The organism is Vibrio sp. 2130-1 (genome assembly GCF_033339515.1).
Window position 1 is genome coordinate 261,495 of sequence record NZ_JAWOUT010000005.1, and the last position, 20,843, is coordinate 282,337.

At 45.0% G+C, this 20,843-nt stretch carries 22 protein-coding genes; 8 read left to right on the forward strand and 14 right to left on the reverse strand.

Annotation, left to right across the window (positions count from 1 at the left end):
* Window positions 1–8: 8 nt before the first annotated feature.
* From R7Q09_RS09740 to R7Q09_RS09760, 5 genes are all read right to left on the reverse strand, one after another.
* Window positions 9–209 carry a twin-arginine translocation signal domain-containing protein gene (locus R7Q09_RS09740; protein ID WP_005377542.1) on the reverse strand — a complete coding sequence of 67 codons (201 nt, stop codon included), beginning with the start codon at window positions 207–209 and terminating at the stop codon, window positions 9–11.
* A gap of 73 nt (window positions 210–282) precedes the next feature.
* Window positions 283–909 (reverse strand): molecular chaperone, encoded by a 627-nt coding sequence (locus R7Q09_RS09745; protein WP_017820684.1) that lies wholly within the window; start codon window positions 907–909, stop codon window positions 283–285.
* A 9-nt stretch (window positions 910–918) separates the two neighbouring features.
* A complete protein-coding gene (locus R7Q09_RS09750; protein ID WP_318070741.1) occupies window positions 919–2,580 on the reverse strand; it encodes a 4Fe-4S dicluster domain-containing protein in 1,662 nt (553 codons plus the stop codon).
* 308 nt (window positions 2,581–2,888) lie between these two features.
* Window positions 2,889–3,518, reverse strand: a complete 630-nt coding sequence (locus R7Q09_RS09755) for a DUF3306 domain-containing protein (RefSeq protein WP_318070740.1) — start codon at window positions 3,516–3,518, stop codon at window positions 2,889–2,891.
* Window positions 3,508–3,972 carry a DUF3305 domain-containing protein gene (locus R7Q09_RS09760; RefSeq protein ID WP_005377550.1) on the reverse strand — a complete coding sequence of 155 codons (465 nt, stop codon included), beginning with the start codon at window positions 3,970–3,972 and terminating at the stop codon, window positions 3,508–3,510. Before R7Q09_RS09760 ends, R7Q09_RS09755 begins: the two co-directional genes overlap by 11 nt.
* A 323-nt stretch (window positions 3,973–4,295) precedes the next feature.
* On the opposite strand from R7Q09_RS09760, the gene R7Q09_RS09765 reads away from it, so the two are divergent.
* A complete protein-coding gene (locus R7Q09_RS09765) occupies window positions 4,296–5,120 on the forward strand; it encodes a formate dehydrogenase accessory sulfurtransferase FdhD (RefSeq protein ID WP_005377552.1) in 825 nt (274 codons plus the stop codon).
* A 240-nt stretch (window positions 5,121–5,360) separates the two neighbouring features.
* On the opposite strand, the gene R7Q09_RS09770 is transcribed toward R7Q09_RS09765, so the two are convergent.
* From R7Q09_RS09770 to R7Q09_RS09780, 3 genes are all read right to left on the reverse strand, one after another.
* Window positions 5,361–6,953 (reverse strand): ABC-F family ATPase, encoded by a 1,593-nt coding sequence (locus R7Q09_RS09770; RefSeq protein WP_025766654.1) that lies wholly within the window; start codon window positions 6,951–6,953, stop codon window positions 5,361–5,363.
* Window positions 6,954–7,169: 216 nt separating this feature from the next.
* The gene (locus R7Q09_RS09775; RefSeq protein WP_017634912.1) at window positions 7,170–9,209 is read right to left on the reverse strand and encodes a cache domain-containing protein; all 2,040 of its coding nucleotides are present in this window, start codon (window positions 9,207–9,209) and stop codon (window positions 7,170–7,172) included.
* Window positions 9,199–10,650: a sigma-54-dependent transcriptional regulator gene (locus tag R7Q09_RS09780; RefSeq protein ID WP_064353911.1), complete on the reverse strand. Its 1,452-nt coding sequence runs from the start codon at window positions 10,648–10,650 to the stop codon at window positions 9,199–9,201. The genes R7Q09_RS09775 and R7Q09_RS09780 overlap by 11 nt, the downstream gene beginning before the upstream one ends.
* Before the next feature lie 334 nt (window positions 10,651–10,984).
* Here R7Q09_RS09780 and R7Q09_RS09785 point away from each other — a divergent pair, with 334 nt between their 5' ends.
* From R7Q09_RS09785 to R7Q09_RS09810, 6 genes are all read left to right on the forward strand, one after another.
* Window positions 10,985–11,803 (forward strand): substrate-binding domain-containing protein, encoded by an 819-nt coding sequence (locus R7Q09_RS09785; protein WP_005389522.1) that lies wholly within the window; start codon window positions 10,985–10,987, stop codon window positions 11,801–11,803.
* A gap of 6 nt (window positions 11,804–11,809) precedes the next feature.
* On the forward strand, window positions 11,810–12,508 hold the full coding sequence (locus R7Q09_RS09790; protein WP_005389524.1) for an ABC transporter permease: 699 nt from the start codon (window positions 11,810–11,812) through the stop codon (window positions 12,506–12,508).
* Window positions 12,509–12,558: 50 nt separating this feature from the next.
* Window positions 12,559–13,278, forward strand: a complete 720-nt coding sequence (locus tag R7Q09_RS09795) for an energy-coupling factor ABC transporter ATP-binding protein (protein ID WP_025766658.1) — start codon at window positions 12,559–12,561, stop codon at window positions 13,276–13,278.
* Window positions 13,256–13,843, forward strand: coding sequence for a molybdenum cofactor guanylyltransferase MobA (gene mobA / locus R7Q09_RS09800; RefSeq protein ID WP_005377572.1), 588 nt, complete (start codon window positions 13,256–13,258; stop codon window positions 13,841–13,843). The genes R7Q09_RS09795 and mobA overlap by 23 nt, the downstream gene beginning before the upstream one ends.
* The gene (locus R7Q09_RS09805; RefSeq protein ID WP_318070739.1) at window positions 13,840–15,618 is read left to right on the forward strand and encodes a bifunctional molybdopterin-guanine dinucleotide biosynthesis adaptor protein MobB/molybdopterin molybdotransferase MoeA; all 1,779 of its coding nucleotides are present in this window, start codon (window positions 13,840–13,842) and stop codon (window positions 15,616–15,618) included. The genes mobA and R7Q09_RS09805 overlap by 4 nt, the downstream gene beginning before the upstream one ends.
* A 76-nt stretch (window positions 15,619–15,694) precedes the next feature.
* Entirely contained in the window at window positions 15,695–15,961 is a 267-nt protein-coding gene (locus R7Q09_RS09810; RefSeq protein WP_005377584.1) for a DUF2960 domain-containing protein, read from the forward strand.
* A gap of 219 nt (window positions 15,962–16,180) precedes the next feature.
* Here R7Q09_RS09810 and nagK read toward each other — a convergent pair whose 3' ends face one another.
* Window positions 16,181–17,089 carry an N-acetylglucosamine kinase gene (gene nagK / locus R7Q09_RS09815; RefSeq protein ID WP_318070738.1) on the reverse strand — a complete coding sequence of 303 codons (909 nt, stop codon included), beginning with the start codon at window positions 17,087–17,089 and terminating at the stop codon, window positions 16,181–16,183.
* A gap of 175 nt (window positions 17,090–17,264) precedes the next feature.
* On the reverse strand, window positions 17,265–18,014 hold the full coding sequence (locus R7Q09_RS09820) for a tRNA-uridine aminocarboxypropyltransferase (RefSeq protein WP_021033873.1): 750 nt from the start codon (window positions 18,012–18,014) through the stop codon (window positions 17,265–17,267).
* A gap of 140 nt (window positions 18,015–18,154) precedes the next feature.
* Here R7Q09_RS09820 and R7Q09_RS09825 point away from each other — a divergent pair, with 140 nt between their 5' ends.
* A complete protein-coding gene (locus tag R7Q09_RS09825; RefSeq protein ID WP_025766660.1) occupies window positions 18,155–18,970 on the forward strand; it encodes a sterol desaturase family protein in 816 nt (271 codons plus the stop codon).
* Window positions 18,971–19,074: 104 nt separating this feature from the next.
* Here the strand turns inward: R7Q09_RS09825 and R7Q09_RS09830 are convergent, their stop codons facing one another.
* The 4 genes from R7Q09_RS09830 to R7Q09_RS09845 all read right to left on the reverse strand — a co-directional run bounded on the left by R7Q09_RS09830 (window position 19,075) and on the right by R7Q09_RS09845 (window position 20,756).
* Window positions 19,075–19,293 carry a hypothetical protein gene (locus R7Q09_RS09830; protein ID WP_262634165.1) on the reverse strand — a complete coding sequence of 73 codons (219 nt, stop codon included), beginning with the start codon at window positions 19,291–19,293 and terminating at the stop codon, window positions 19,075–19,077.
* Between the two features lie 48 nt (window positions 19,294–19,341).
* A complete protein-coding gene (locus tag R7Q09_RS09835) occupies window positions 19,342–19,722 on the reverse strand; it encodes a hypothetical protein (RefSeq protein ID WP_005377611.1) in 381 nt (126 codons plus the stop codon).
* Between the two features lie 211 nt (window positions 19,723–19,933).
* Window positions 19,934–20,347 (reverse strand): NUDIX hydrolase, encoded by a 414-nt coding sequence (locus tag R7Q09_RS09840; protein WP_005389540.1) that lies wholly within the window; start codon window positions 20,345–20,347, stop codon window positions 19,934–19,936.
* Window positions 20,337–20,756, reverse strand: a complete 420-nt coding sequence (locus tag R7Q09_RS09845) for an NUDIX domain-containing protein (protein WP_053307086.1) — start codon at window positions 20,754–20,756, stop codon at window positions 20,337–20,339. Before R7Q09_RS09845 ends, R7Q09_RS09840 begins: the two co-directional genes overlap by 11 nt.
* Window positions 20,757–20,843 lie beyond the last annotated feature (87 nt).

The window sequence follows — 20,843 nt, forward strand, 5'->3', positions numbered from 1 at the left end:
GTTATCTCCTAAAGTGTGTCGTAGTAATCGCGAATGTGTTGAGTTTCACGATACCCTTTCTTCTTCACATCGTTTTCAGAAGGCTCAACCGTTTCTGAAGCAACGGCCACTTTCGTGGTTCCCGCAACAACAGCACCGGCAACGGCAGCGGTTGTGAAGCCTTTTAGGAGATCCCTACGGCTTGTGTTTATTTCTTTATTATCTTTCATCATTGCTTCCTTACCTTACGGTAGATCTTTGGAGACTCATGCCTCTCTATCGATATGACCAAGTACTGCTCGATTACTCGTAATCAGTGACGTTTTTCACATCAATTTTTAATTTGTTCTTACTGCTTTTGGTGTTCACGCTAAAGCGCACTTGCTCTAACGTTAAAAACGCATCGCAAAGCTGTGCAGCTGGCTTGTAGAAGTTCACGCTTTCTGCGCTCTCTAGTTGGCGCGTAAAAGATTGGAACCAAGGGGCGATGTGTTTGTTAAACACCGCTTGTTGAAGTTCTTCCTCTTCACCTGTCAGCATTGCCATCACTTCGCACAGTGCAGAAATATGGTCTTCAGGCTCTTTCACGTTCTCTTCTCGTTCGATGCCTAAAAGATCCAAATCGCGACGAATTTCCGCTAACGGTTTTTCCATCATCGAGCCAGTGCGATGCCAAGATCCGAATGGCACAACTTCACCACGTCCAATGCCAATAAACAGATCTTGATATTCTTCTTCTAACGCTTCTCGCTGCGCTTCGTTCGCGGCTTGTTGCAGTGCGAGCCAAGCTTTTTGCATCGCGCTCTCAGACGGCTCAATTTCTAGCGATTTCAGGAACGCCAGCATTTCATCACTAGGCGCACTACGAAACAGTGCAGATAGAACGAGATAAATGTCTGTTCTCAGTGTTTGTTCTTGTTGTGTGTCCACTGCGAGCTCCTAGTATTTCAATTGTTTCATTGGGTCTTCTGCCATCGACTCAAACATGTCGATCACACGGCAGTCTTCACACATCGCGATACGATTGATCGCCGCTTCATCAGAGAAATGAGAGTGACCGCGTAACTTGTTTTGTAGCATGTCGATCATCGATTGCGGAGCAAAGGGCTTGTGACAACGAATGCACTCGGCTGCCTTTTCTGCATGAATCACAACCGCTTTCTGGCGTTCTTCTTTCACCCAGTTCATACGAGGAGTAAGCGTCAGCACTTTCTCTGGACACGCTTTCTCGCACAGCCCACATTGAATGCAGTCTTGCTCGACGAATTTAAGCGACGGAGATTGACCATCGGTATGAAGTGCACGTGTAGGACAAACTGCCACACAGCTCATACACAACGTACAATCTTTGCTCTCACAAGAAACAGTGCCGTAAGGTGCGTTTGCTGGCAGTTCAACAATATTCTCAACTGGAATACGAGAAGACGACATCGCATCAAGCGCCGTAAATAGACGCTGACGTTTGTTACCTTGCAAATCACCTAATGCCAAATCAAAAGACTCGGTACAAAGTGTCGGAGCACCTTCACGTAGTGACTCTAGATACAGAATGTCGATGGTTTCTTTGGCGATACCAAGCTGACCGAGCAGCTCTTGAGCAATACCTACTTCGCTATTAAGCACACGAATAATGGTTTGAGGCATAAAACGTGAAGCCGCAAACAGCACCTGAGTAGCACCATTCACAAGCGCGGCGAACCAAGTATCAATACCAACCGAAGGCAGTTCTTCCACCACAATTGGAATCACATTATCTGGCAGTGCTTTTAGTGCCATCACGTTGTAGCTCTCGTGGCGAGAACTACAAATCAATACGATAGGATCTAAACCACCCGCTTGCTCATAGTTAGCTAGCGTACGTTCAATAAACTTTTGCGTATCTTCAGGGTTTGGCAGTGCGTAATGAATCGCTTCTGTCGGACACGCTGTAGCACAAGTACCCACGCCTTGACATAGGTATGGATTGATCTCGATGCGATGGCCCGTTCTGTCGCTGCCTTCACTCGATAGTGCCCCTGCCGGACAAGCATCCACACACCGTTCGCAACCTTTTACGCCACGAGAGCTGTGTGCACATAAATCGGTATCTAAACGGAAGAATTTCGGTTTATCGAACGTCCCCATTAAGGTTGGAATCTCTTCCAACGCTTCAGCCAGTTTCGGATAGCCACGACCTACTGGGTAGTAGCCCGGTACTGGGACTTCTTCCGACATGCAGCTGTTAAGGCAAAGATCGAGTACGATATCGAAACAATCGCTATTGATCGCGACCTTGGCAAGATTGTTGGTCGAACCATGATTTTCAATCAGAACTTCAAACGTACCTAAGAACCCTGAAACCTGAACCGAATTGGCGTAATAAAGCTCGGGATTTGTGCCCTTTTCGCCATCGGTAGAAAGCAGCGTTAGGCTGTTCATTTGCGACAATTGTACTGCCGCACTTTCGATGATTGCCGTTGGGCCCACAATCAAAGTGTTACCGCCGCTTTCATAGCTTACGGTTGGTGGAATAAGATTGGTCAACTCTACGGTATTTTCGAAAGCGTACAGCCTCGCTTTACCGTTATTGGAAGTTGCTTGTTCTAATAATTGTTTCAGCATTGCTCAATTCCATTTATGAACATGGATAGTCTTTTCCATCTCTTAGTGTAGTTAGCGCCGGAGATTCTGCTGATTAACTTATCAATGAGCATTCTTATTCCGCCGTCTACAGGCGATGAATACTACGCAGTGCGTCCGTACTAACTTCAACCAGATTGGTATTGAGCAACAGATAGCAAGTGTCATGCCAATAAAATATCAACTAAAAATCAATAGGTTATAAACTTTACTGACAAATAGTAGGGATAAAAAAACCGGTTGAGACATTTTGTCTCAGCCGGCTCATTGAGTGTTTAGTCAAAATGTACCTATTCTTTGTGTGGTATATTTTGTCTCACCTCGTTAGGCTGTGATTCTTCAGCAAAAGTATCACTTTCACTAGATACTGTGTTTATATACAGCTCACTTTCATCTTGAGTAATTTGGCCACTTTTGTCGGTGTTTGACTCTGCGTCTTCAACTACCTCAGATGCGATATCGTTAGCGTTAAGCTCAGACCCTTGCGCAGTTTCGGCGCCTGGTTCGTCTTCCACTTTGTCTTTAACCCAATCACGCAGCGTCTCAGCGACGTCTTGAGAAAGTGACTTTAAGTTACTGTAATCATCATCGTAATCGTCTAGGCCGTCACGCACGTTAAATTCTTCGGACAAGAACATTTTGCGCAGCGCGGCTTTCTTAACACTTTCTGAAGCTTCAGAAACCAGCAGTTGCGCCACAGACATTTCTTCGGTTTTTTCAGTCTCTACACTCGCGGTAATGTCTGGAGCCTGACTATCCTCATTGACGTTCAAAGCATCTAAGCTTTCGTCAGCGTTTGAAAGCGCTGTGACACTATCTTCGGATTGCTCCGTCTCTGCTATCGGCGTGATCTCTTCAGCATGTTGGGAAGATTCTTCTAGTTTACGTTTCGACCAACGGCTTAAAAAACTAGTTGCCATTTGCTCTGCCTGCTCCTTTGCGTTTCTTGCGTCTTACTTCTAACAACTCACCGTGACGACCAATAAAGGCTTCCATCCAAGCCTGAACGGCTAACGGCATATCGTTAGATAGTACAAGGTTATCACCATCCATATATTGCGCCGCAACAGATTGTGAAGCCGTCAGTAACTGTATCGCTGGTTTTTCACCAGACTCGACGTTATCCATCACTAAAAAGAGTTTAGGTTGCTGAGAGCTTAAGTTAAAGCGGTAGTCTGTACGTTCATCTTTATGTAATTGCAACGGACAAACATCTGGAGTCTCTTCCGTCGGATTCAGCGCAAATCCTGTCAACTGCCATTGGGTTGTCACCCAAATCCCTGTACTGATCTCATGCTCAACAAGCTCTACGCCGATTGGCCATGTATCCTCAGTCTTTTCGTAATTTTTTTCGAAATCTTTCTTATCCGACATAACTCACCCAGTCTTTCTATTTTTGGCCTGAAAACACACAAGAGATTTTGCCCCCGTTTTCGACCATTTTTATTGTCTTCGAAGCAATAAACGCGCCAAGCTGATATAACTTAGTCTATATACTCCCTCAGGCTATAAGTACCAAACTAGACGAAACTCAAATGTATTGATGTGTCATTACTGCGAACTCGCAGTTTTAATGCATTGTTGACATAAAACCTCGCAATTTCTGTGGGAACCGCTATTTTGGAATGAGATTTGCTAGCCACTTAACAAGCTAAAATGCGTAGCAACCTAACGCTCTTAATCACTAGGACACGACTGTGCTGAAACCAAATATTATTAAAACCAGTGAAAATCCCCTGCAAACCATTGAAGTCGATGTGTACGACGAGTACGGCGAAAAGCTCACGAAGCAAATCGCTTGCGAGCGTCCTCTTACGGTCATGCTGAACTGGAAAGAAGTGGTCACGCTCATGACGCTAGGTTCGCGTCCAGAAGCACTAGTACTGGGTTATTTAAAAAACCAAAGCTTCCTGTCCGATCCAGCCGCGATTGAATCCGTTATTATTGACTGGGAAACGCATTCCGCAGCGGTGATTACTAAAGAAAACACTGAACACTTAGAAGGCGCCCTGAAAAAGAAAACCGTCACCTCAGGTTGTGGCCAAGGCACCATGTATGGCAACGTGATGAAGCAGCTTGAAAATTATCAAGTGCCTCAAGTTTCTCTTAAGCAGTCAGAAATTTATTCTGCGCTGGAAGCGTTAACTCATTACAACGACACCTACAAAAAAGCGGGCGCAGTACACGGCTGTGCGGTTTGCAAAGGTAATGAAGTGTTGTCATTTGTGGAAGATGTCGGCCGTCACAACGCAGTGGATACACTTGCAGGTGAGATGTGGCTCAAAGAAGAAACAGGTGAAGATAAAATTTTCTACACAACTGGTCGCCTTACATCAGAGATGGTGATTAAAGTGGCTCAAATGGGCATTCCTGTTCTGCTTTCTCGCTCTGGCGTTACTCAAATGGGGTTAGATCTAGCGAAGCAATTTGGTATTACGACCATTGCGCGTGCGAAAGGTTTGCGCTTCCAAGTGTTTACAGGAGCCGACAAGGTTGAATTTGATGTAAAAGGCAACCAATAACACCTTTTCAGTGTAAACTAAAACCAATAATGCGGATTCACAGAGGATGTGGACTATGAATAATGACCAATTGTGGAATTTTCTGCTTACGCCCAGCGGTATCATGCTTTCTATGATTATTACCTTTGGCGTGGTCGGGCTCTATGCGTATATAACCGGTCAGTTTAAGGATTAAGGCCAAATATCAAAAAAGCCTCGCTAAATAGCGAGGCTTTTGCTTTTTAAACGCTTTGCGAGTAATTACGCGTCAACGCCACGAGATTTTAGGAACTCAGAGTAAGTGCCTTTAAAGTCTGTGATTTTACCATCGCGGATTTCGATAATACGCGTTGCTAACGAGTCTACGAATACACGGTCGTGAGAGACGAAGAACAACGTGCCTTTGTATTGCTCAAGCGCGGTGTTCAAAGATTCAATTGATTCCATGTCCATGTGGTTGGTTGGTTCGTCCATTAGCAGCATGTTTGGCTTGTGCATCATTAGCTTACCAAGCAGCATACGACCTTGCTCACCACCAGACAGTACTTTTACTGACTTCTTAATGTCATCTTGACCAAACAGCATACGACCAAGGAAACCACGAACGACTTGCTCGTCATCACCTTCTTGACGCCATTGACCCATCCAATCCGTTAGATTCATATCTTCTGCAAAGTCATGCGCGTGGTCTTGCGCGTAGTAACCGATGTTTGCATTTTCAGACCATTTGAACTCACCAGCACGCGGTTCAAGTACACCAGCAAGCGTGTTTAGAAGTGTTGTTTTACCCACACCATTTTCACCGATGATCGCAACGCGCTCTCCCACTTCAAAAATTGCATTGAAGTCTGAGAACAAGTCCTCTTCAAAACCTTGGCTCAGGTTTTCTACAATCAGAGCGTTACGGAACAGCTCTTTAGACTGTTCAAAACGAATGAATGGGTTTTGACGACTAGACGCTTTCACTTCGTCCAATTTGATCTTGTCGATTTGCTTAGCACGAGATGTCGCTTGTTTTGCTTTCGATGCGTTTGCAGAGAAACGCGCAACGAAAGTTTGTAGCTCAGCGATTTGTGCTTTCTTCTTAGCGTTGTCGTTTAGTAGACGTTCGCGAGCTTGAGAAGCCGCCGTCATGTACTCGTCGTAGTTACCTGGGTAAACACGTAGTTCACCGTAGTCCAAGTCAGCCATGTGTGTACATACTGAGTTTAGGAAGTGACGGTCGTGCGAAATGATGATCATTGTGCAGTTACGCGCGTTTAGCGTGTCTTCCAACCAACGGATTGTGTCCATGTCCAAGTTGTTGGTAGGTTCGTCAAGAAGCATCACATCTGGGTCTGCGAATAGAACCTGCGCTAGAAGCACACGAAGTTTCCAGCCTGGTGCTACTTCACTCATTAGACCGAAGTGTTGCTCCATTGGGATACCTACAGCAAGAAGAAGCTCGCCCGCTTTGGCTTCTGCCATGTAGCCGTCCATTTCAGCAAACTGAACTTCTAAGTCAGCCACTTTCATGCCGTCTTCTTCGCTCATTTCAGCAAGTGAGTAGATGCGGTCACGCTCTTTCTTCACTTCCCATAGCTCTTTATGACCCATGATAACGGTATCGATTACAGTAAATTCTTCGTAAGCGAACTGGTCCTGGTTCAGTTTTGCAACGCGCTCGTTTGGATCGTAGCTTACGTTACCACTGGTTTGCTCAAGCTCGCCGCTGAGGATCTTCATAAAGGTTGATTTACCACAACCGTTAGCTCCAATTAAGCCATAGCGATTGCCTTCGCCGAACTTAACTGAAATGTTTTCGAATAGCGGCTTAGCGCCGAATTGTTGAGTAATATTCGCTGTGGAGATCAAAACCTTTACCTTAGCAATTGGGGTGTATTTAGAAAAACCGGGCAACGGTACTTGTTCATGCTACATACTGCAAGTGTTGTTTTTATTAATTCACTCCAAGTGAAATCATTGTAAGGTTTCTAAGAAGCAAAAGCGTAAACATAAATGCTTCATCAAATACAAAAAAGAGCCACTATCGTCAGTGGCTCTTTTTCCATTAATACTTCAAAAAAGTGACTAAGCGATGTTCGTCACCTCTAGGATCAGTTCGGCTTTTTTAGGTAAATAAATACTGAATTTACTGCCTTTTCCCCATTCAGACTCTGCTTTTAACTCACCACCCGTTTGGCTGAGAATACTTTGGGAGACCGATAGCCCTAACCCTGTGCCTTCTCGTTTCGTTGTGTAAAATGGCGAGAAGATTCGACTCAAGTTTTCTGGTTTAATACCGCAGCCCTCATCGATAACATGAATCGCGGCTCCTTTCACTTCGCCCTCTTCAATCCAGTCTTCACTGACTACTGTTAATGTTCCTTTACCGCTCATTGCGTGAATGGCGTTCATTTGCAGGTTAACTAAGATTTGTAGCAAATGATGGCGGTTTATCTCAACTGACGTATGTGCTTGTAGATCAGTCACAAACTCGACGTCGCGTTTCTTGGTGCCAGTTTTAACCAAGGTGATGCTTTCATCAATGATAGGATTGACATGTTGCCAAGTGATTTCATCTTGAACACCGCCTTGGCGACTGTATTGCAATAAACTGCGTGTGATATTGCGGATACGATCAATTTGCGCGTGAATCGCATCAATTTCTTCTTGTACTCGACTTGCATCGTCACCCAATTCAAAATGGATCAATTCTACGTTGCCAAGAATCACGGCGGTTGGGTTATTAATTTCGTGAGCAATCCCCGCGGTGAGTTCTCCCAGTGCTGCCAGTTTTTCATGAACAACGAGTTTGTCGCGGGTTTGGTTGAGCAATTGAATATGCAGTTCAAGATCTTGGGTTTTTTCTCTCAGGCTTGCCGTACGCTCTTGAACTTTGCATTCAAGTTGAGCTGCGGAGTTTTTCAGTTCAATTTTGCGCTCTTCTAGCGCGTCTAACATATCATCAAACTGTCTGGCTAACTGCGCAAGTTCATGATCGGCATCTAATCCTAACGGACCAATCCGTTTTTCTTTACCTTGTTGGACCTGCTTCACCACTTTGTGAATGCGTTCGATCGGTCGAAACAGATCATAAGAACCGCGATATACCATCACGCCGGAAACCAGCAATAACATAACCGTAATCAAGCTGATTTCGGCAATGTTGGTCATGTAGGCTTTAACGAATGGCCACATTAGGTAACCGGTATAAAGCATACCAATGACGTTGTCGTATTGGTCTTTGATCGGTTGATACGCCGTAATATACCAAGCGTCATACACATATGCTCGGTCAACCCACTGTTCACCCTTCGAAAGTACTTGGTTATACACTTCTGCGCTCACGCGAGTGCCTATGGCGCGCCCTAGTCTATGATCGCTGTCTAGAGGAACGTTGGTGCTCACACGCAAATCATCGAGAAATACCGTCAACGTACCCACAGGGCGAAGGCGGTCATTATCACTTAAGTAAATGAGGTCGCGGATTTGATCCACCAGCACTGTGCTGTTGTTAAGGAGCAAACCACCATCAAGAAAGCCGATCAAATCGTTCGCTTGGCTGTATACCGGAATCACGGTCCGACTGACTAACCCACGCACCTCCCTGTCACCATCAGCAAGAATAGGCACTTCTGCTCGTTTGGCGAGTTCAGGATCGAGGCGTTCGAGTTCTTCTTTATTGAGCACATCAAAAAACGATTCGCGCTTGGTGAGATCCATAAAGCGGAATTTGTTTTCCATGGAATTAACGCGTTGGAAAGAGAGAAAATCTAAAGCATATCTTTTCTTCTGCTCTGTGACCCACTTTTGCAGGTCACCTTGTGGCGTTCCTTGATTAATACGAATACGGAAATCGTACGAATCGGCAAACGCCCGCACGTAATTGGCTTGCTTTTGCTGTAACAACGTTACACTGTTATTTGCAACACCAAGACGTTCCGAGACATCAAGCAGCGCATTTTGCCACGTGTAATGAATAGACCAATAAATGGTAATGCCGATCAGAGCTAACAATGTGAGGAAAATCGGCGCAGAGGTTAAGAATAACAAGCGATAACGCACCATGGTTTTAAAACGGTGCGTCCATTTTGACAATCCTTTGTGCTGTGGGCCGTTAGTCGGCATATTCCTCACCCTCAGAATCCCATTCTTTGTACTTACGTTCTAAGGTCTTGCGAGCTACGCCCAAGTCACGAGCAGCAGCAGACTTATTACCTTCATGCAAGTTAACGACTTGTTTAATATGTGCCTTCTCGACTTCTTTTAACGTCCAGCTGTTTGGATAGCCTTCGCCAGTAAATTCTTTGCCTTCTCTAAAGGTTGGTAACTCAGCAGAGTGAGAAACAGTAATCGATACATTAGGCAGTGAATGCCCGCCATTCAGCTCTCGCCAATAGTGTGCAGGTGGTTTGCCAAGCAAGATACAACGCTCAATCAAGTTTTTCAGCTCACGAATGTTTCCCGGCCAATCGTACTCACTCATGGCTTCCATATCCTCGTGAGCCCATTTGGGCGCAGGCATACCGAGCTCGCGCGTCAGCATATTGCTGAAAAATGGCACCAACTCAAATAAGTCGGTTTTGCGCTCTCGCAGCGGACACACTTCAATTTTCAGAACGTTTAAACGGTAATAGAGGTCACTGCGGAAATTACCTTGATTGACCTCTTCTTGCAGGTTTCGGTTGGTTGCCGCTACGATACGGACATCAATACTGATCTCTCTTTCTGAACCGACAGGGCGAATCGTACGCTGCTCTAACACACGTAATAGTGATGCCTGCATTGCAAGTGGCATCTCCCCGATTTCGTCAAGAAATAAGGTGCCACCGTTAGCAACACGGAACAAACCTTCACGCGATTTTTTTGCACCGGTAAACGCGCCCGATGTATGACCAAACAACTCACTCTCTAAAAGCTCAGGTGCAATCGCGCCGCAGTTGATTGGCACAAACGGGCCCGTTCTCCCACTCGCCTGGTGGATACCTCGTGCAACTAGCTCTTTACCCGTACCCGACTCACCTTCCACCAAAACAGAAGCGCGTGATGGTGCAAATTGGTTAATAAGTTGCTTAAGCAGGCGCGTTTTTTCTGAGCCGCCGATGATCTCTGAGGTATTGTGACGTTGGTAATCGCGTGTCATGGCGTACTGCATGCGTTCGTTCAAACGGCGATCCATACAGCGACTGACCGCTTTTAACATCTGCTCAAGGTTGAATGGTTTGAGGATAAAGTCGGAAGCACCGAGCTGTAGCGCTCGAATGGCAATTTCTAAATCCGCATAACCCGTCATAAAAATCACATCGGCACGTTTGTCATCATCTTCAAACGCTTCTTCCCACTCAATTCCAGAACGCCCTGGCAGATTAATATCCAGTAAGATCAGATCATAATGTCGAGAATTACGCAGTTGTTCTGCTTCTTCGATGCTACCAGCTGTATCGACATGTGAAAAAAGCTTACCCAATGCCTTTTTCAAGATGGCTTGCATGCCTAATTCATCATCGACGACCAGTACGGAAAAGGCGCTATATTGTTGGTTTGTACTAAGATGGGATTGAGTAGACATATTTACCCCAGATGGATTTCGATGGGACAGAGTGTACCAAGTTTAAACAGAGATACCCTACAAAAAGTGCGACATTTTGTACCAACGCAAACTTTTATGCAAATAACCCCATGATTTAGTGCATAAACCAAGCACTTTAAGCTTGTAAAAGGTTGGCATCTTGTTTGCTATAAGGTGGATACGGAGCGCATTTAAGTGATCTCAGGATGTTGATGTTTGCTTATTCCAACACCCTAAGACAACTTGCGTATTACGCTAATCGCTATCGTCCAAAAAGGCTTCTCCCTAAAACCTGGAGAGATTCCAAAGAATCATTGGAAAGGAACACATAAAAATGAAAAAAATTGCGCTAACTCTGGCTGCAACGTCAATCACGCTTGTAAGTTACTCTGCGTTTTCTGCTCAAGACGGAGAACACGTTCGCCTTGCAACCACAACCAGTACTTACCATTCAGGTTTACTTGATTACCTGCTTCCACAATTTGAAAAAGACACGGGCTACAAAGTCGATGTTATTGCTGCAGGTACGGGTAAAGCCTTAAAAATGGGCGAAAACGGTGACGTAGATTTGGTGATGACACATGCACCAAAAGCTGAAGGCGCATTTGTTGAGAAAGGCTACGGCGTTTTACCTCGCAAGCTAATGTACAACGACTTTGTGATTGTAGGCCCGAAAGCTGACCCAGCAACAATCAAAAATGACGAAGGCGTGTTAGATGTATTCAAAGAGATCGCAAACAAAAACGCAACGTTCATCTCTCGCGGCGATGATTCTGGTACACACAAAAAAGAAATGGGCTTCTGGGCTCAAACTAAAATCGAACCGAACTTTGGTGGCTACCGTAGCGTAGGTCAAGGTATGGGCCCAACTCTAAACATGGCGTCTGAAATGCAAGGCTACACCATGACGGATCGCGGCACATGGCTGGCTTACCAAAACAAATTGGATCTAGAAATTCTGTTCCAAGGCGATGAAAAACTGTTTAACCCGTACCAAGTTATTCTTGTTAACCCTGAGCGTTACCCAACGATTAACTACCAAGGTGCGAAGGCATTCAGTGATTGGTTGGTAAACCCTCGCGGACAGGAACTTATCAATGGTTTCCGCCTAAACGGTAAACAACTGTTTGTTGCGAATGCTGAGAGCAAATAACGCAATATGAATCTTGCTGATACAACACTGGAAGCGCTTCGCTTACTGGTGAATTTTGATGCAGACCTATGGGAGATCGTTGCGGTCTCCTTTAGTGTTTCTATCACGGCAATATCCCTAGTGGTATTGCCGGCTATTTTGATGTCCTTTGTACTGGCGTATACCGACTTTCGCGGTAAATGGTTTTTGTTGTCGATCGTAAATACGCTGCAAGCGGTCCCTACCGTGGTGATTGGCCTGTTGCTGTACATGTTGCTGTCGCGTGCTGGCCCTTGGGGAGACTGGCAAATGCTGTTCACTCAGAAGGCAATGATCTTCGGCCAAATGGTGATCTGCTTCCCTGTTTTGGTATCGATGATGCATGGTGCATTACAATCTAGCGACCGTCGTGCAGTGGAAACTGCCATCACGCTGGGCGTCTCCATTCCGCGCTTGGCAGCTACGATGATTTGGGAAACCCGCTTTCCTCTACTTGCGGCTATCATTGCAGGGTTTTCACGTATCGTGACCGAGGTGGGCTGCTCAATGATGGTTGGTGGGAACATTATGGGAGTGACGCGAAATATTCCCACGGCTATCGCAATGGAAAGCAGTAAAGGTGCTTTTGCGCAAGGAGTTGCATTAGGAATTGTATTACTATCTTTAGCGTTGGCTCTAAACTTCTTCTTATCAAGCATGAGAGGCAAAGGCTACCTCAGAACATAGAACATGAAGCAAACAAACGACTCACCATTAACCCCATGTCGAGGCGAATTATGACTATAAAAATCACCGCCGAACAGTTATCCATGCGCTTTAAAGAGCGTGTGCTTTTCCACATCCCTGAGTTAGCCATCGGCCCAAATGATGCCATTTATCTCAAGGGTGACAATGGTGTGGGCAAAACTACCCTACTCAAAATCCTTGCTGGCTTGCTCAAACCCTCTACTGGTGATGTTGTTGCGCCAAAAGATACGTGGCTAAAAAGACTGACGCGTCGCAATGGTCGTGTCGATGTGATTTATCTCCACCAATCCCCTTACCTTTTTGACGGCACTGTATATGAAAACGTAGTCTATGGAGTGAAATATCAACAAGACACGCAAAAAGATAAGCGAGCTCAAGTTATTCACGCGCTGCGCATGGTAGGTTTAGAAACCTTAGCGGACGAACATATTTCCGTGTTGTCCGGCGGTGAAAAACAGCGCGTTGCCATGGCAAGGGCTTGGATCTTAAAGCCGTCGATTTTATTGATGGATGAGCCAAGTGCGTCTTTAGACCAAGAATCCATTGAACGATTGGTGGTGATGGCGAAAGATCTTTTGGATCGTGGTTCCAGTATCGTGGTGACAAGCCATCAGGCCAACGCACTGACCGACTTATGTAAAAAACAGTGGTGGATTAAAGACAAGACTTTGATAGAGTCTCCTCTGTTGTATGTCATACCAAAAGAAACATCCCAAGAGAATGCATATGCTTCAACCAACACAAACTAGTTGGGTCATTTTGGCTGGTGGCCAAGCCAGCCGTATGGGTGGAAAAGATAAAGGTCTGATTGAGTTAAATCAGAAGCCACTCATCGAGCACGTTATTGAACGTTTATCTCCACAAACTCCACGCATTTTAATTAATGCCAACCGAAACCAAGATGCGTACAGCAAATTTGGTTTCGTATTTAGTGATCAATTCAAAGATTTCCCTGGGCCTATGGGCGGTATTCACGCGGGTTTGATGCATGCTGAAACTGACTGGGTCGGATTTGTACCTTGCGATAGTCCACAAATTAACACCGACCTTGTCGAGCGTTTCTGCCAGTTCGTCAAAGAAGACAGCGATATTTTGGTCGCGCATGATGGTGACCATCAGCAACCTGTTTTTACGCTCTACCACAAGCGCGTACTGCCAAAACTCACCGCATTTTTAGAACGTGGCGACCGCAAAATCATTCTGCTCTACAAAGAGTGCAACACTAGTTACGTTGACTTTAGCGACTCACCAAACTGTTTCGTCAACTTGAACACTCCGGAAGAACTGGCGCAATTTGGACAATTAGAATCATGAAACACACGCTAAACATTCCTATTCTTGGTTTTGCAGCTTATTCAGGCACAGGCAAAACCACGCTACTTGAAGCCCTATTGCCAAAGCTGACCGAAGCAGGTTTACGCATTGGCATGCTAAAACATGCACACCACAACTTCGATGTCGATAAGCCGGGTAAAGACAGCTACCGTTTACGCAAAGCTGGCGCATCTCAAATGCTGATTGCTTCTCGCAACCGTTTTGCGTTAATGACAGAAACGCCAGAAGCCGAAGCGGAGTTTGAATTCCTATTAACACGTTTTGATGAAGACATGCTTGATGTGGTTTTGGTCGAAGGCTGCAAAAACATCGCGTTTCCTAAAATCGAATTGCACCGTGAAGAAGTCGGCAAGCCTTGGCTTTATCCAAACGATGAAAACATCATCGCTATCGCTTCCGACACTGCGGAGTTAGATTCTGAGCTCCCTCAAATGAACATCAATGATTTGGATGCCATCGCTCAATTTGTTCTTCAATACGTTCAAGAGGCAAAAGCACCAAAATCTCAAGAGAAAGACGCCGCATGTTGCGACACACTTTCTCCGGCTTTCCTTTCTGTGGTTCAAGGCCAAGAAAAAATCCTTTCTTTGGTGAACACGGTTTCGGAAATAGAAGCATGCAAGATTGAAAACGCCTATGGCCGCGTTCTTGCGGAACATATCGTTTCACCAGTAAATGTGCCGCAATACACCAACTCCGCGATGGACGGTTATGCCATCCGCAGTGATGATGTTGACCGTGATAGCTACCAAGTGGTTGCTGAAGTGATGGCGGGCCATGCTTACGATCAGCCTCTGGAAGTTGGTCAAGCAGTTAAGATCATGACTGGCGCACCAACACCACGTAACGGCGATACAGTGGTCATGCGTGAGCAAGCCACTCAAGAAGGTGACAAGGTCACTTTTAACGGTGCGAATATCAAAGCAGGTCAAAACGTTCGTCAAGCAGGTGAAGATCTCGCTATCGGCAGTGACGTCTTTACCGCAGGCACTCGCCTCGCCTCTCCAGAAATGGGCATGGTCGCTTCGCTTGGCTTTGGTGAAGCGAATGTATTCCGAAAATTGAAAGTTGCCGTGTTCTCCACCGGTGACGAAGTACAAGCGCCGGGAACAGAGCAAAAAGCGAATTCTATCTACGATTCCAACCGTTTTACCATCATGGGCATGCTTGAAAAGCTCGGCTGCGAGATCTTGGACTTCGGTATTCTGGAAGACAACGAACAGCTAATGATTGAAGCGTTGGAAAACGCATCGGCGCAAGCAGACGTGGTTATGACTTCTGGTGGCGTGTCCGTTGGTGATGCGGATTACATCAAACTTGCCTTGGATAAACTTGGTCAAATCGATTTTTGGCGAATCAACATGCGTCCGGGACGTCCATTAGCGTTTGGTCAAATCAACAACAAGCCGTTCTTTGGTCTGCCGGGCAACCCTGTGGCAGTGATGGTTTCATTCATCAACTTTGTTGAGCCTGCACTGCGTAAGATGCAAGGCGAACAAGGCTGGAAGCCTCTGAAAGTGAATGCCATCGCGACTGAAAACCTTCGCTCTCGACAAGGTCGTACCGAGTTTAGCCGTGGCGTCTATGAACTGGATGCAACTGGCCGTTTAACCGTTCGTACAACAGGCAAGCAAGGCTCTGGTATTTTGCGCTCAATGAGTGAGGCAAACTGTTTGATCGAAATCTCCCCAGCTATTGATACAGTAAAAGCGGGAGAAAGCGTGACAATTATCCCACTTCAAGGCAGAATCTAGCTCAAACTAGAAATTCAAAGGTCAGCGAGTCTGGCCTTTTTGTTTAATATACAGAAACCTTTTCAGAGAGACAGCTATGGCTCGCACCATTCTTTACACTTACAAAGACCAAGACAAAGAACTGACGTTCTCATACCAGCAACACCGCAACATTCAAGAAGCAGTTGCAGAAGCCGAAGGTATCGATATCACTGAGTTCCTAAAGATGGAGCAACAAATCGAAGCAGTGTCTGACACTAAAGCGGTGCGAAACTACCGCGACAACTACTTCAGAAAATTAGGCTTTAGCAAAATCACCCTAGCTCAAAAAGAAAACCTGGGCGTAGGCAAAAAGAACAAATAAGCTTAGCTGCAAACAGAAAACTCACGATTCGTCGTGAGTTTTTTATGCATGCTACTTTTGTTCATGATCCATACCCGAGCATACCGAAATTACTTAGGTATGTGAGTTACTTGGGTATACAAGTTACTTCGGTATATAAGTAAAAGCCCCGTTTAACCTTGAAAGTCTAAACGGGGCTTTAAATTTCTTCTTACTTTATATCGAGTAAGGTTTAAGTCATTACTTGATGTTTAAGAACGCAGCGCCGCGTACACCACCTGAATCACCGTGTTTTGCTTTGATGATCTTAGGACACTTAGCCACAGACAATAAGTGTTTAGGGATGCGTTTTGGCATCTCTTCGTAAATCAATTCGAAGTTAGATAAGCCGCCACCAAGTACAACGGTGTGTGGGTCTGTTGCAGTAAACAGGTTTGCAAAGCAGATCGCTAGCAGCTCCATAAAGCGCTCGACGTGCTCTACTGCTTTCTCTTCACCCTCTGCGTGCGCTTTAATAATGTCGATCGCTTTCTTCTCTTCGCCGTAGTAATGCGCGTAAAGAAGCTCGAAGCCACGACCCGATAGGTAACTATCTAAACAACCTTTGTTGCCACAGCCACAGCCAAGTAATGGTGCGTTTTCACCCAGGTGGAACCATGCGTCGATAGGAAGACGTGTGTGACCCACCTCACCCGCTACGTGGTTGCGGCCAGAGAATACTTTACCTTCGTAGATAAAGCCGCCACCAAAACCAGTACCAAGGATCAAACCTAGTACAGATGGTTCATCTTGAAGATCTTCGTCCCAGGCTTCAGAAAGCGCGAAACAGTTTGCATCGTTTTCAATTTTTACGCTGCGACCGATTTTAGCTTCCAGATCAGCACGAAGTAGTTTGCCTTTTGCCGCAGGAACGTTAACTGTTAGTACCGTTGCATCATCGGCGTCTTCCATACCTGGTAGGCCAAGACCAATCGTACCTTCGCAGCCAAACTCTGTATCGTATTTATTCACCAATTCCGCAATGGTATCAACCAGCAGCTCGTAGTTGTCTGTTGGTGTAGGTACACGTTCCGTCGCTACACGCTCAAGCTTCTCGTTAAATGCACCAAATTCAATTTTAGTGCCACCGACATCAAAGCCGTAATACATGTATTTCTCTCCTAAAAAATGCTTCAAACGACTCTCAAAAATGGCTAGAGTCAAAAGTATAAACTGATGGCATTATCCATATCTGTACGCCTGCAAACCGTGACCGAATGCAGATTTATCCCCTCACCGAAGCCAGTTGAACAACATACCATCAACAAAAGCTCATTCCTTAGAGTCAGCTCTCGGTTTTCATCCACTCTTTGAAACGTTTCAAGTGTGGCTGGTTAGGGTCGTTTTTGACTCGAGTCTTGCTCAGCATGTAAGTTTCTCTGAAGGCTTCAAACCACAATTGAAGGCATTCCGCAGCTTTCGGCTCACCAGCTTGTTTTAAAACTAATGTCGCGACTTCGGCGGTTGAAAGATGCTGCTCATTCTCGGAGCGGCGCATGATGTATTCAGACAGAGATTCCGGCTCAATGGAAAGCACAGGCAAAGATTTAAGAAAATCAGAACGACGGAATATCTTTCGCGCCTCACGCCAGCTACCATCAATAAAGATCAGCAACCATTTTTTGTTCTCGACATCTTCTTTTACCAATCGCCCTGGCTCTAGATCTTCAATTAAACGAGAGGGATCATCCACATAGTCTGCAGGAAATACAATCACCGGTTGGTAACTGTCATCCTGTAGTAGCGCTAGCATCTCTTCAGACGGTTCTGTTCGGTTCCATTGATACACGTAAGTCTCTTGAATCGTATCAGCGATTAGACGACCGGTATTACTTGGCTTAAACACTTCGTTTTCAGAAACAATCAACATACATGCAATATTGGCCTTGATGTTTGGCTGAAGGTCGCACAAACAGTGTTGCTCAGAAACCTGGCAATATTGGCAACGAACCACTTTACATCCACGCGCGTTGAAAGGCTTGGTTGAGATAGATTGTCGGTACTGATATAAACGGTGGAAAGCGTGAATTCTCATGGTAAGTAATGCCAAGTAAAAAGTAGAGCGCGATTCTACTGATATTATGGTTTCGCCTCAAGATAAGCCCATCAGCAGTGTGTTGAAATAATTTCACTCTTATCTCGGTCATAGATAAAGAAATAAATAAGGGAATGACAGTGACAGAAACGACATTTCAAGAACCCTCATGGCTCAGATTAGGCTTTTTCCTTGGCGTATTATTGCTTTGTGCCATTTGGGAAAACAAATTGCCTAGAAAAACACTGACCGCTTCGCGCAGGTTTCGCTGGGTCAATAACTTGTCATTGGTCGCTTTTAACAGCCTAGTTATTGCTTTAATCATGCCTATCGCCGCCTTTCAAGCTGCGGTCATAGCTCAGGAGCAACAATGGGGGCTGCTGAATATTCTGTCCCTCCCCGATTGGTTAAACATTTTTCTAACCGTCATTTTGCTTGATTTCGTCATTTACGCTCAGCATGTTGTCTTTCATCATGTAAAACCGCTGTGGAAGATTCACCGAATGCATCACGCCGATCTCGACATAGACGTCACTACAGGCGCACGCTTTCATCCCTTCGAAATAATCATTTCAATGGGAGTAAAAATTGCAGCCGTGTTTATCTTAGGTGTTTCACCTATCGGAATTGTGGTATTTGAAATTGTGCTTAATGCGAGCGCGATGTTTAATCACAGTAATGCAAAACTGGCTTTATCTATGGACCAAAAACTGCGAAACGTCATCGTTACACCAGACATGCATCGCGTGCACCATTCAGTGATAGTAAAAGAGACCCACTCAAACTTTGGTTTTTTCCTTTCAGTTTGGGACCGCTTTTTTGGGACATACCGAGCTCAGCCTAAGTTGGGTCATGAAGATGTTGTTATTGGTGTGCCGGAAATTAGAGACGAAGAAGAGCAAAGATTAGATAAGCTTTTAACGCAGCCCTTTCGCTACAATAAAGAGAAGAAGTAATGGTTGAAAAAAATATTGTTGGATGAAGTATGTCAACAAAACGAATAGACCAAGCCTAAACCCCTGTTAAACACTTCTTCATCCTCATGATGTGTAAGAACAGATTAGTTTTCTGCTAGCTGACGCTTTTTGTTTAACTGAGTAATACCAACAAATAAACCAACAACACCAAGCACTGCACATGCCAAAGCATTGGTGTTCATTACTTGCTGTGCCTCCATTGAGCTGTATAGAAAAGCAAGGCTGAAGAAAGTGGTGGCAAAGCTCAAACCTGTCAGTACGCTGAAACCAGCAAAACTGGCCAAGTATTTAAAATCGTTCATAACGAGTCCCTGTTTACAATCCTTAATCGAGTGTTGTGAAAATAATAATTAACGAAATATTTGGCGCGATTGACTATGTTTTCGCGCATTCCATAACCAGATAGATACCCCAAATGAGAACCCTAAAAACAGTGTCTTCATTTGTAGGGCGACGTTGTTATCTAATATTTCTAATGTATAGTGAGCGTGGGAACTAAAGATAACATTGGTTATAAGAATCAATAACATAACAACTAGGCCAGAGCGGCGATGCTTGACCAATAGATACGCTGCTAATAAGTCCAATAGTCCCAAAGCGCTCCAATACATATTCAACCAGCGTGGCGCAAAATCGTAAGGTAAAAAGCCACCAACAATGTTGTCATAAAGATGAACCACTCCGCCAACTGTCATAAAAAGGCATAAGAGAAACACGACGAATTTATCCATTACCGTTTCCTTATCTGAATGAATGAGCAAAGCATATAGAAGTCACTTAAACATTTGTAATCTCATCGCCATTTTTGAGATCGACAGTGCCATTATCAACACGATCAGAACAGTAACGGCTGCTCTACCTTCTTTATTTGCTTCTAGTAGAAGCATAGTGTTTGCTGTGGCGTTTCGCCCAAATCCGCCAATGCAATGACAGAATCCTCCTTTAAATCACGCCTTGGTTTATCAACTCTCGTACCTTTTCCAGCCCGCGCTGAAACACAGTATGTGCATTCGCGGGAAGGCCGCTCTCGACATCGTGCCAGAAGAACGCAAAATCATGTCCGCCATCGTCTTGCGTATGAAACAGCCATGAATTAGCGAGGCCAGCACACTCACACAAAACAAAATGCCATACTTGATTTTGAAAGCCACTGTCCCATGAGCATAAATATCGTGCGGAACGAACATGTGTGATACCAGACTCCTCAGCGAGCTCCCGCTTGGCTGCTATGATGTAACTTTCATCAAACACTTCAACAGTGCCCTTGACGAGCTGAACACCCGCCAACGGATGTTTAAAAAGTAGGATCTCTTGATTTTGATTACGTAGAACAACGGGGCAAACTTTATCGATCACAAAACCACTCCTTATGCTTCAAGCAAAAGGCTTTAGCTTTCTCTGGATATAAAGAAATCGAGTGAAGTTGCTCTACACGCACCCACTTCAAATGGTACTGATTAACATCTGATTTTCTGATTTGCTCTGGCCCACTCCCTAGTTTCACTTTTAAGTTCCCTACATAAGAAAGAAAATAGGTTTCTAAGCGACCTTGATTTTCGAGTTCCAAAACTTTCTTAACCGAGCCAAGTTCTATTGAGGTTTCTTCCAGCGCTTCTCTTTTAGCAGCTTCAACAGGTTTCTCACCTGCTTCAACACTGCCGCCAGGGAAAACCCAATACTGTCTGTCGTTTCGAACGCGGTGGATAAGCAAAAGCTCTTGGTGATGATTAACTAGTATGAGGCTGGCTCTTTGTGATAACTGCATGATTCGTTCCTTTGAATTCTAGCGACATTCTAGTCAACGAGTCCCTCGAACAAAGCATTAACATCACGTTGTGATAACTAAACCCTT

Bases quoted from the DNA above. Each gene is read 5' to 3' on its own strand.
- R7Q09_RS09775 (WP_017634912.1), bottom strand. From the start codon at position 9,209: ATGCCGACTAACGGCCCACAGCACAAAGGATTGTCAAAATGGACGCAC.
- R7Q09_RS09820 (WP_021033873.1), bottom strand. From the start codon at position 18,014: ATGAGAATTCACGCTTTCCACCGTTTATATCAGTACCGACAATCTATC.
- R7Q09_RS09785 (WP_005389522.1), top strand. From the start codon at position 10,985: ATGAAAAAAATTGCGCTAACTCTGGCTGCAACGTCAATCACGCTTGTA.
- R7Q09_RS09835 (WP_005377611.1), bottom strand. From the start codon at position 19,722: ATGGATAAATTCGTCGTGTTTCTCTTATGCCTTTTTATGACAGTTGGC.
- R7Q09_RS09830 (WP_262634165.1), bottom strand. From the start codon at position 19,293: ATGAACGATTTTAAATACTTGGCCAGTTTTGCTGGTTTCAGCGTACTG.
- R7Q09_RS09750 (WP_318070741.1), bottom strand. From the start codon at position 2,580: ATGCTGAAACAATTATTAGAACAAGCAACTTCCAATAACGGTAAAGCG.
- R7Q09_RS09845 (WP_053307086.1), bottom strand. From the start codon at position 20,756: ATGCAGTTATCACAAAGAGCCAGCCTCATACTAGTTAATCATCACCAA.
- R7Q09_RS09760 (WP_005377550.1), bottom strand. From the start codon at position 3,972: ATGTCGGATAAGAAAGATTTCGAAAAAAATTACGAAAAGACTGAGGAT.
- mobA (WP_005377572.1), top strand. From the start codon at position 13,256: ATGCTTCAACCAACACAAACTAGTTGGGTCATTTTGGCTGGTGGCCAA.
- R7Q09_RS09755 (WP_318070740.1), bottom strand. From the start codon at position 3,518: ATGGCAACTAGTTTTTTAAGCCGTTGGTCGAAACGTAAACTAGAAGAA.
- R7Q09_RS09810 (WP_005377584.1), top strand. From the start codon at position 15,695: ATGGCTCGCACCATTCTTTACACTTACAAAGACCAAGACAAAGAACTG.
- R7Q09_RS09740 (WP_005377542.1), bottom strand. From the start codon at position 209: ATGAAAGATAATAAAGAAATAAACACAAGCCGTAGGGATCTCCTAAAA.
- R7Q09_RS09790 (WP_005389524.1), top strand. From the start codon at position 11,810: ATGAATCTTGCTGATACAACACTGGAAGCGCTTCGCTTACTGGTGAAT.
- R7Q09_RS09795 (WP_025766658.1), top strand. From the start codon at position 12,559: ATGACTATAAAAATCACCGCCGAACAGTTATCCATGCGCTTTAAAGAG.
- nagK (WP_318070738.1), bottom strand. From the start codon at position 17,089: ATGTATTACGGCTTTGATGTCGGTGGCACTAAAATTGAATTTGGTGCA.
- R7Q09_RS09780 (WP_064353911.1), bottom strand. From the start codon at position 10,650: ATGTCTACTCAATCCCATCTTAGTACAAACCAACAATATAGCGCCTTT.
- R7Q09_RS09805 (WP_318070739.1), top strand. From the start codon at position 13,840: ATGAAACACACGCTAAACATTCCTATTCTTGGTTTTGCAGCTTATTCA.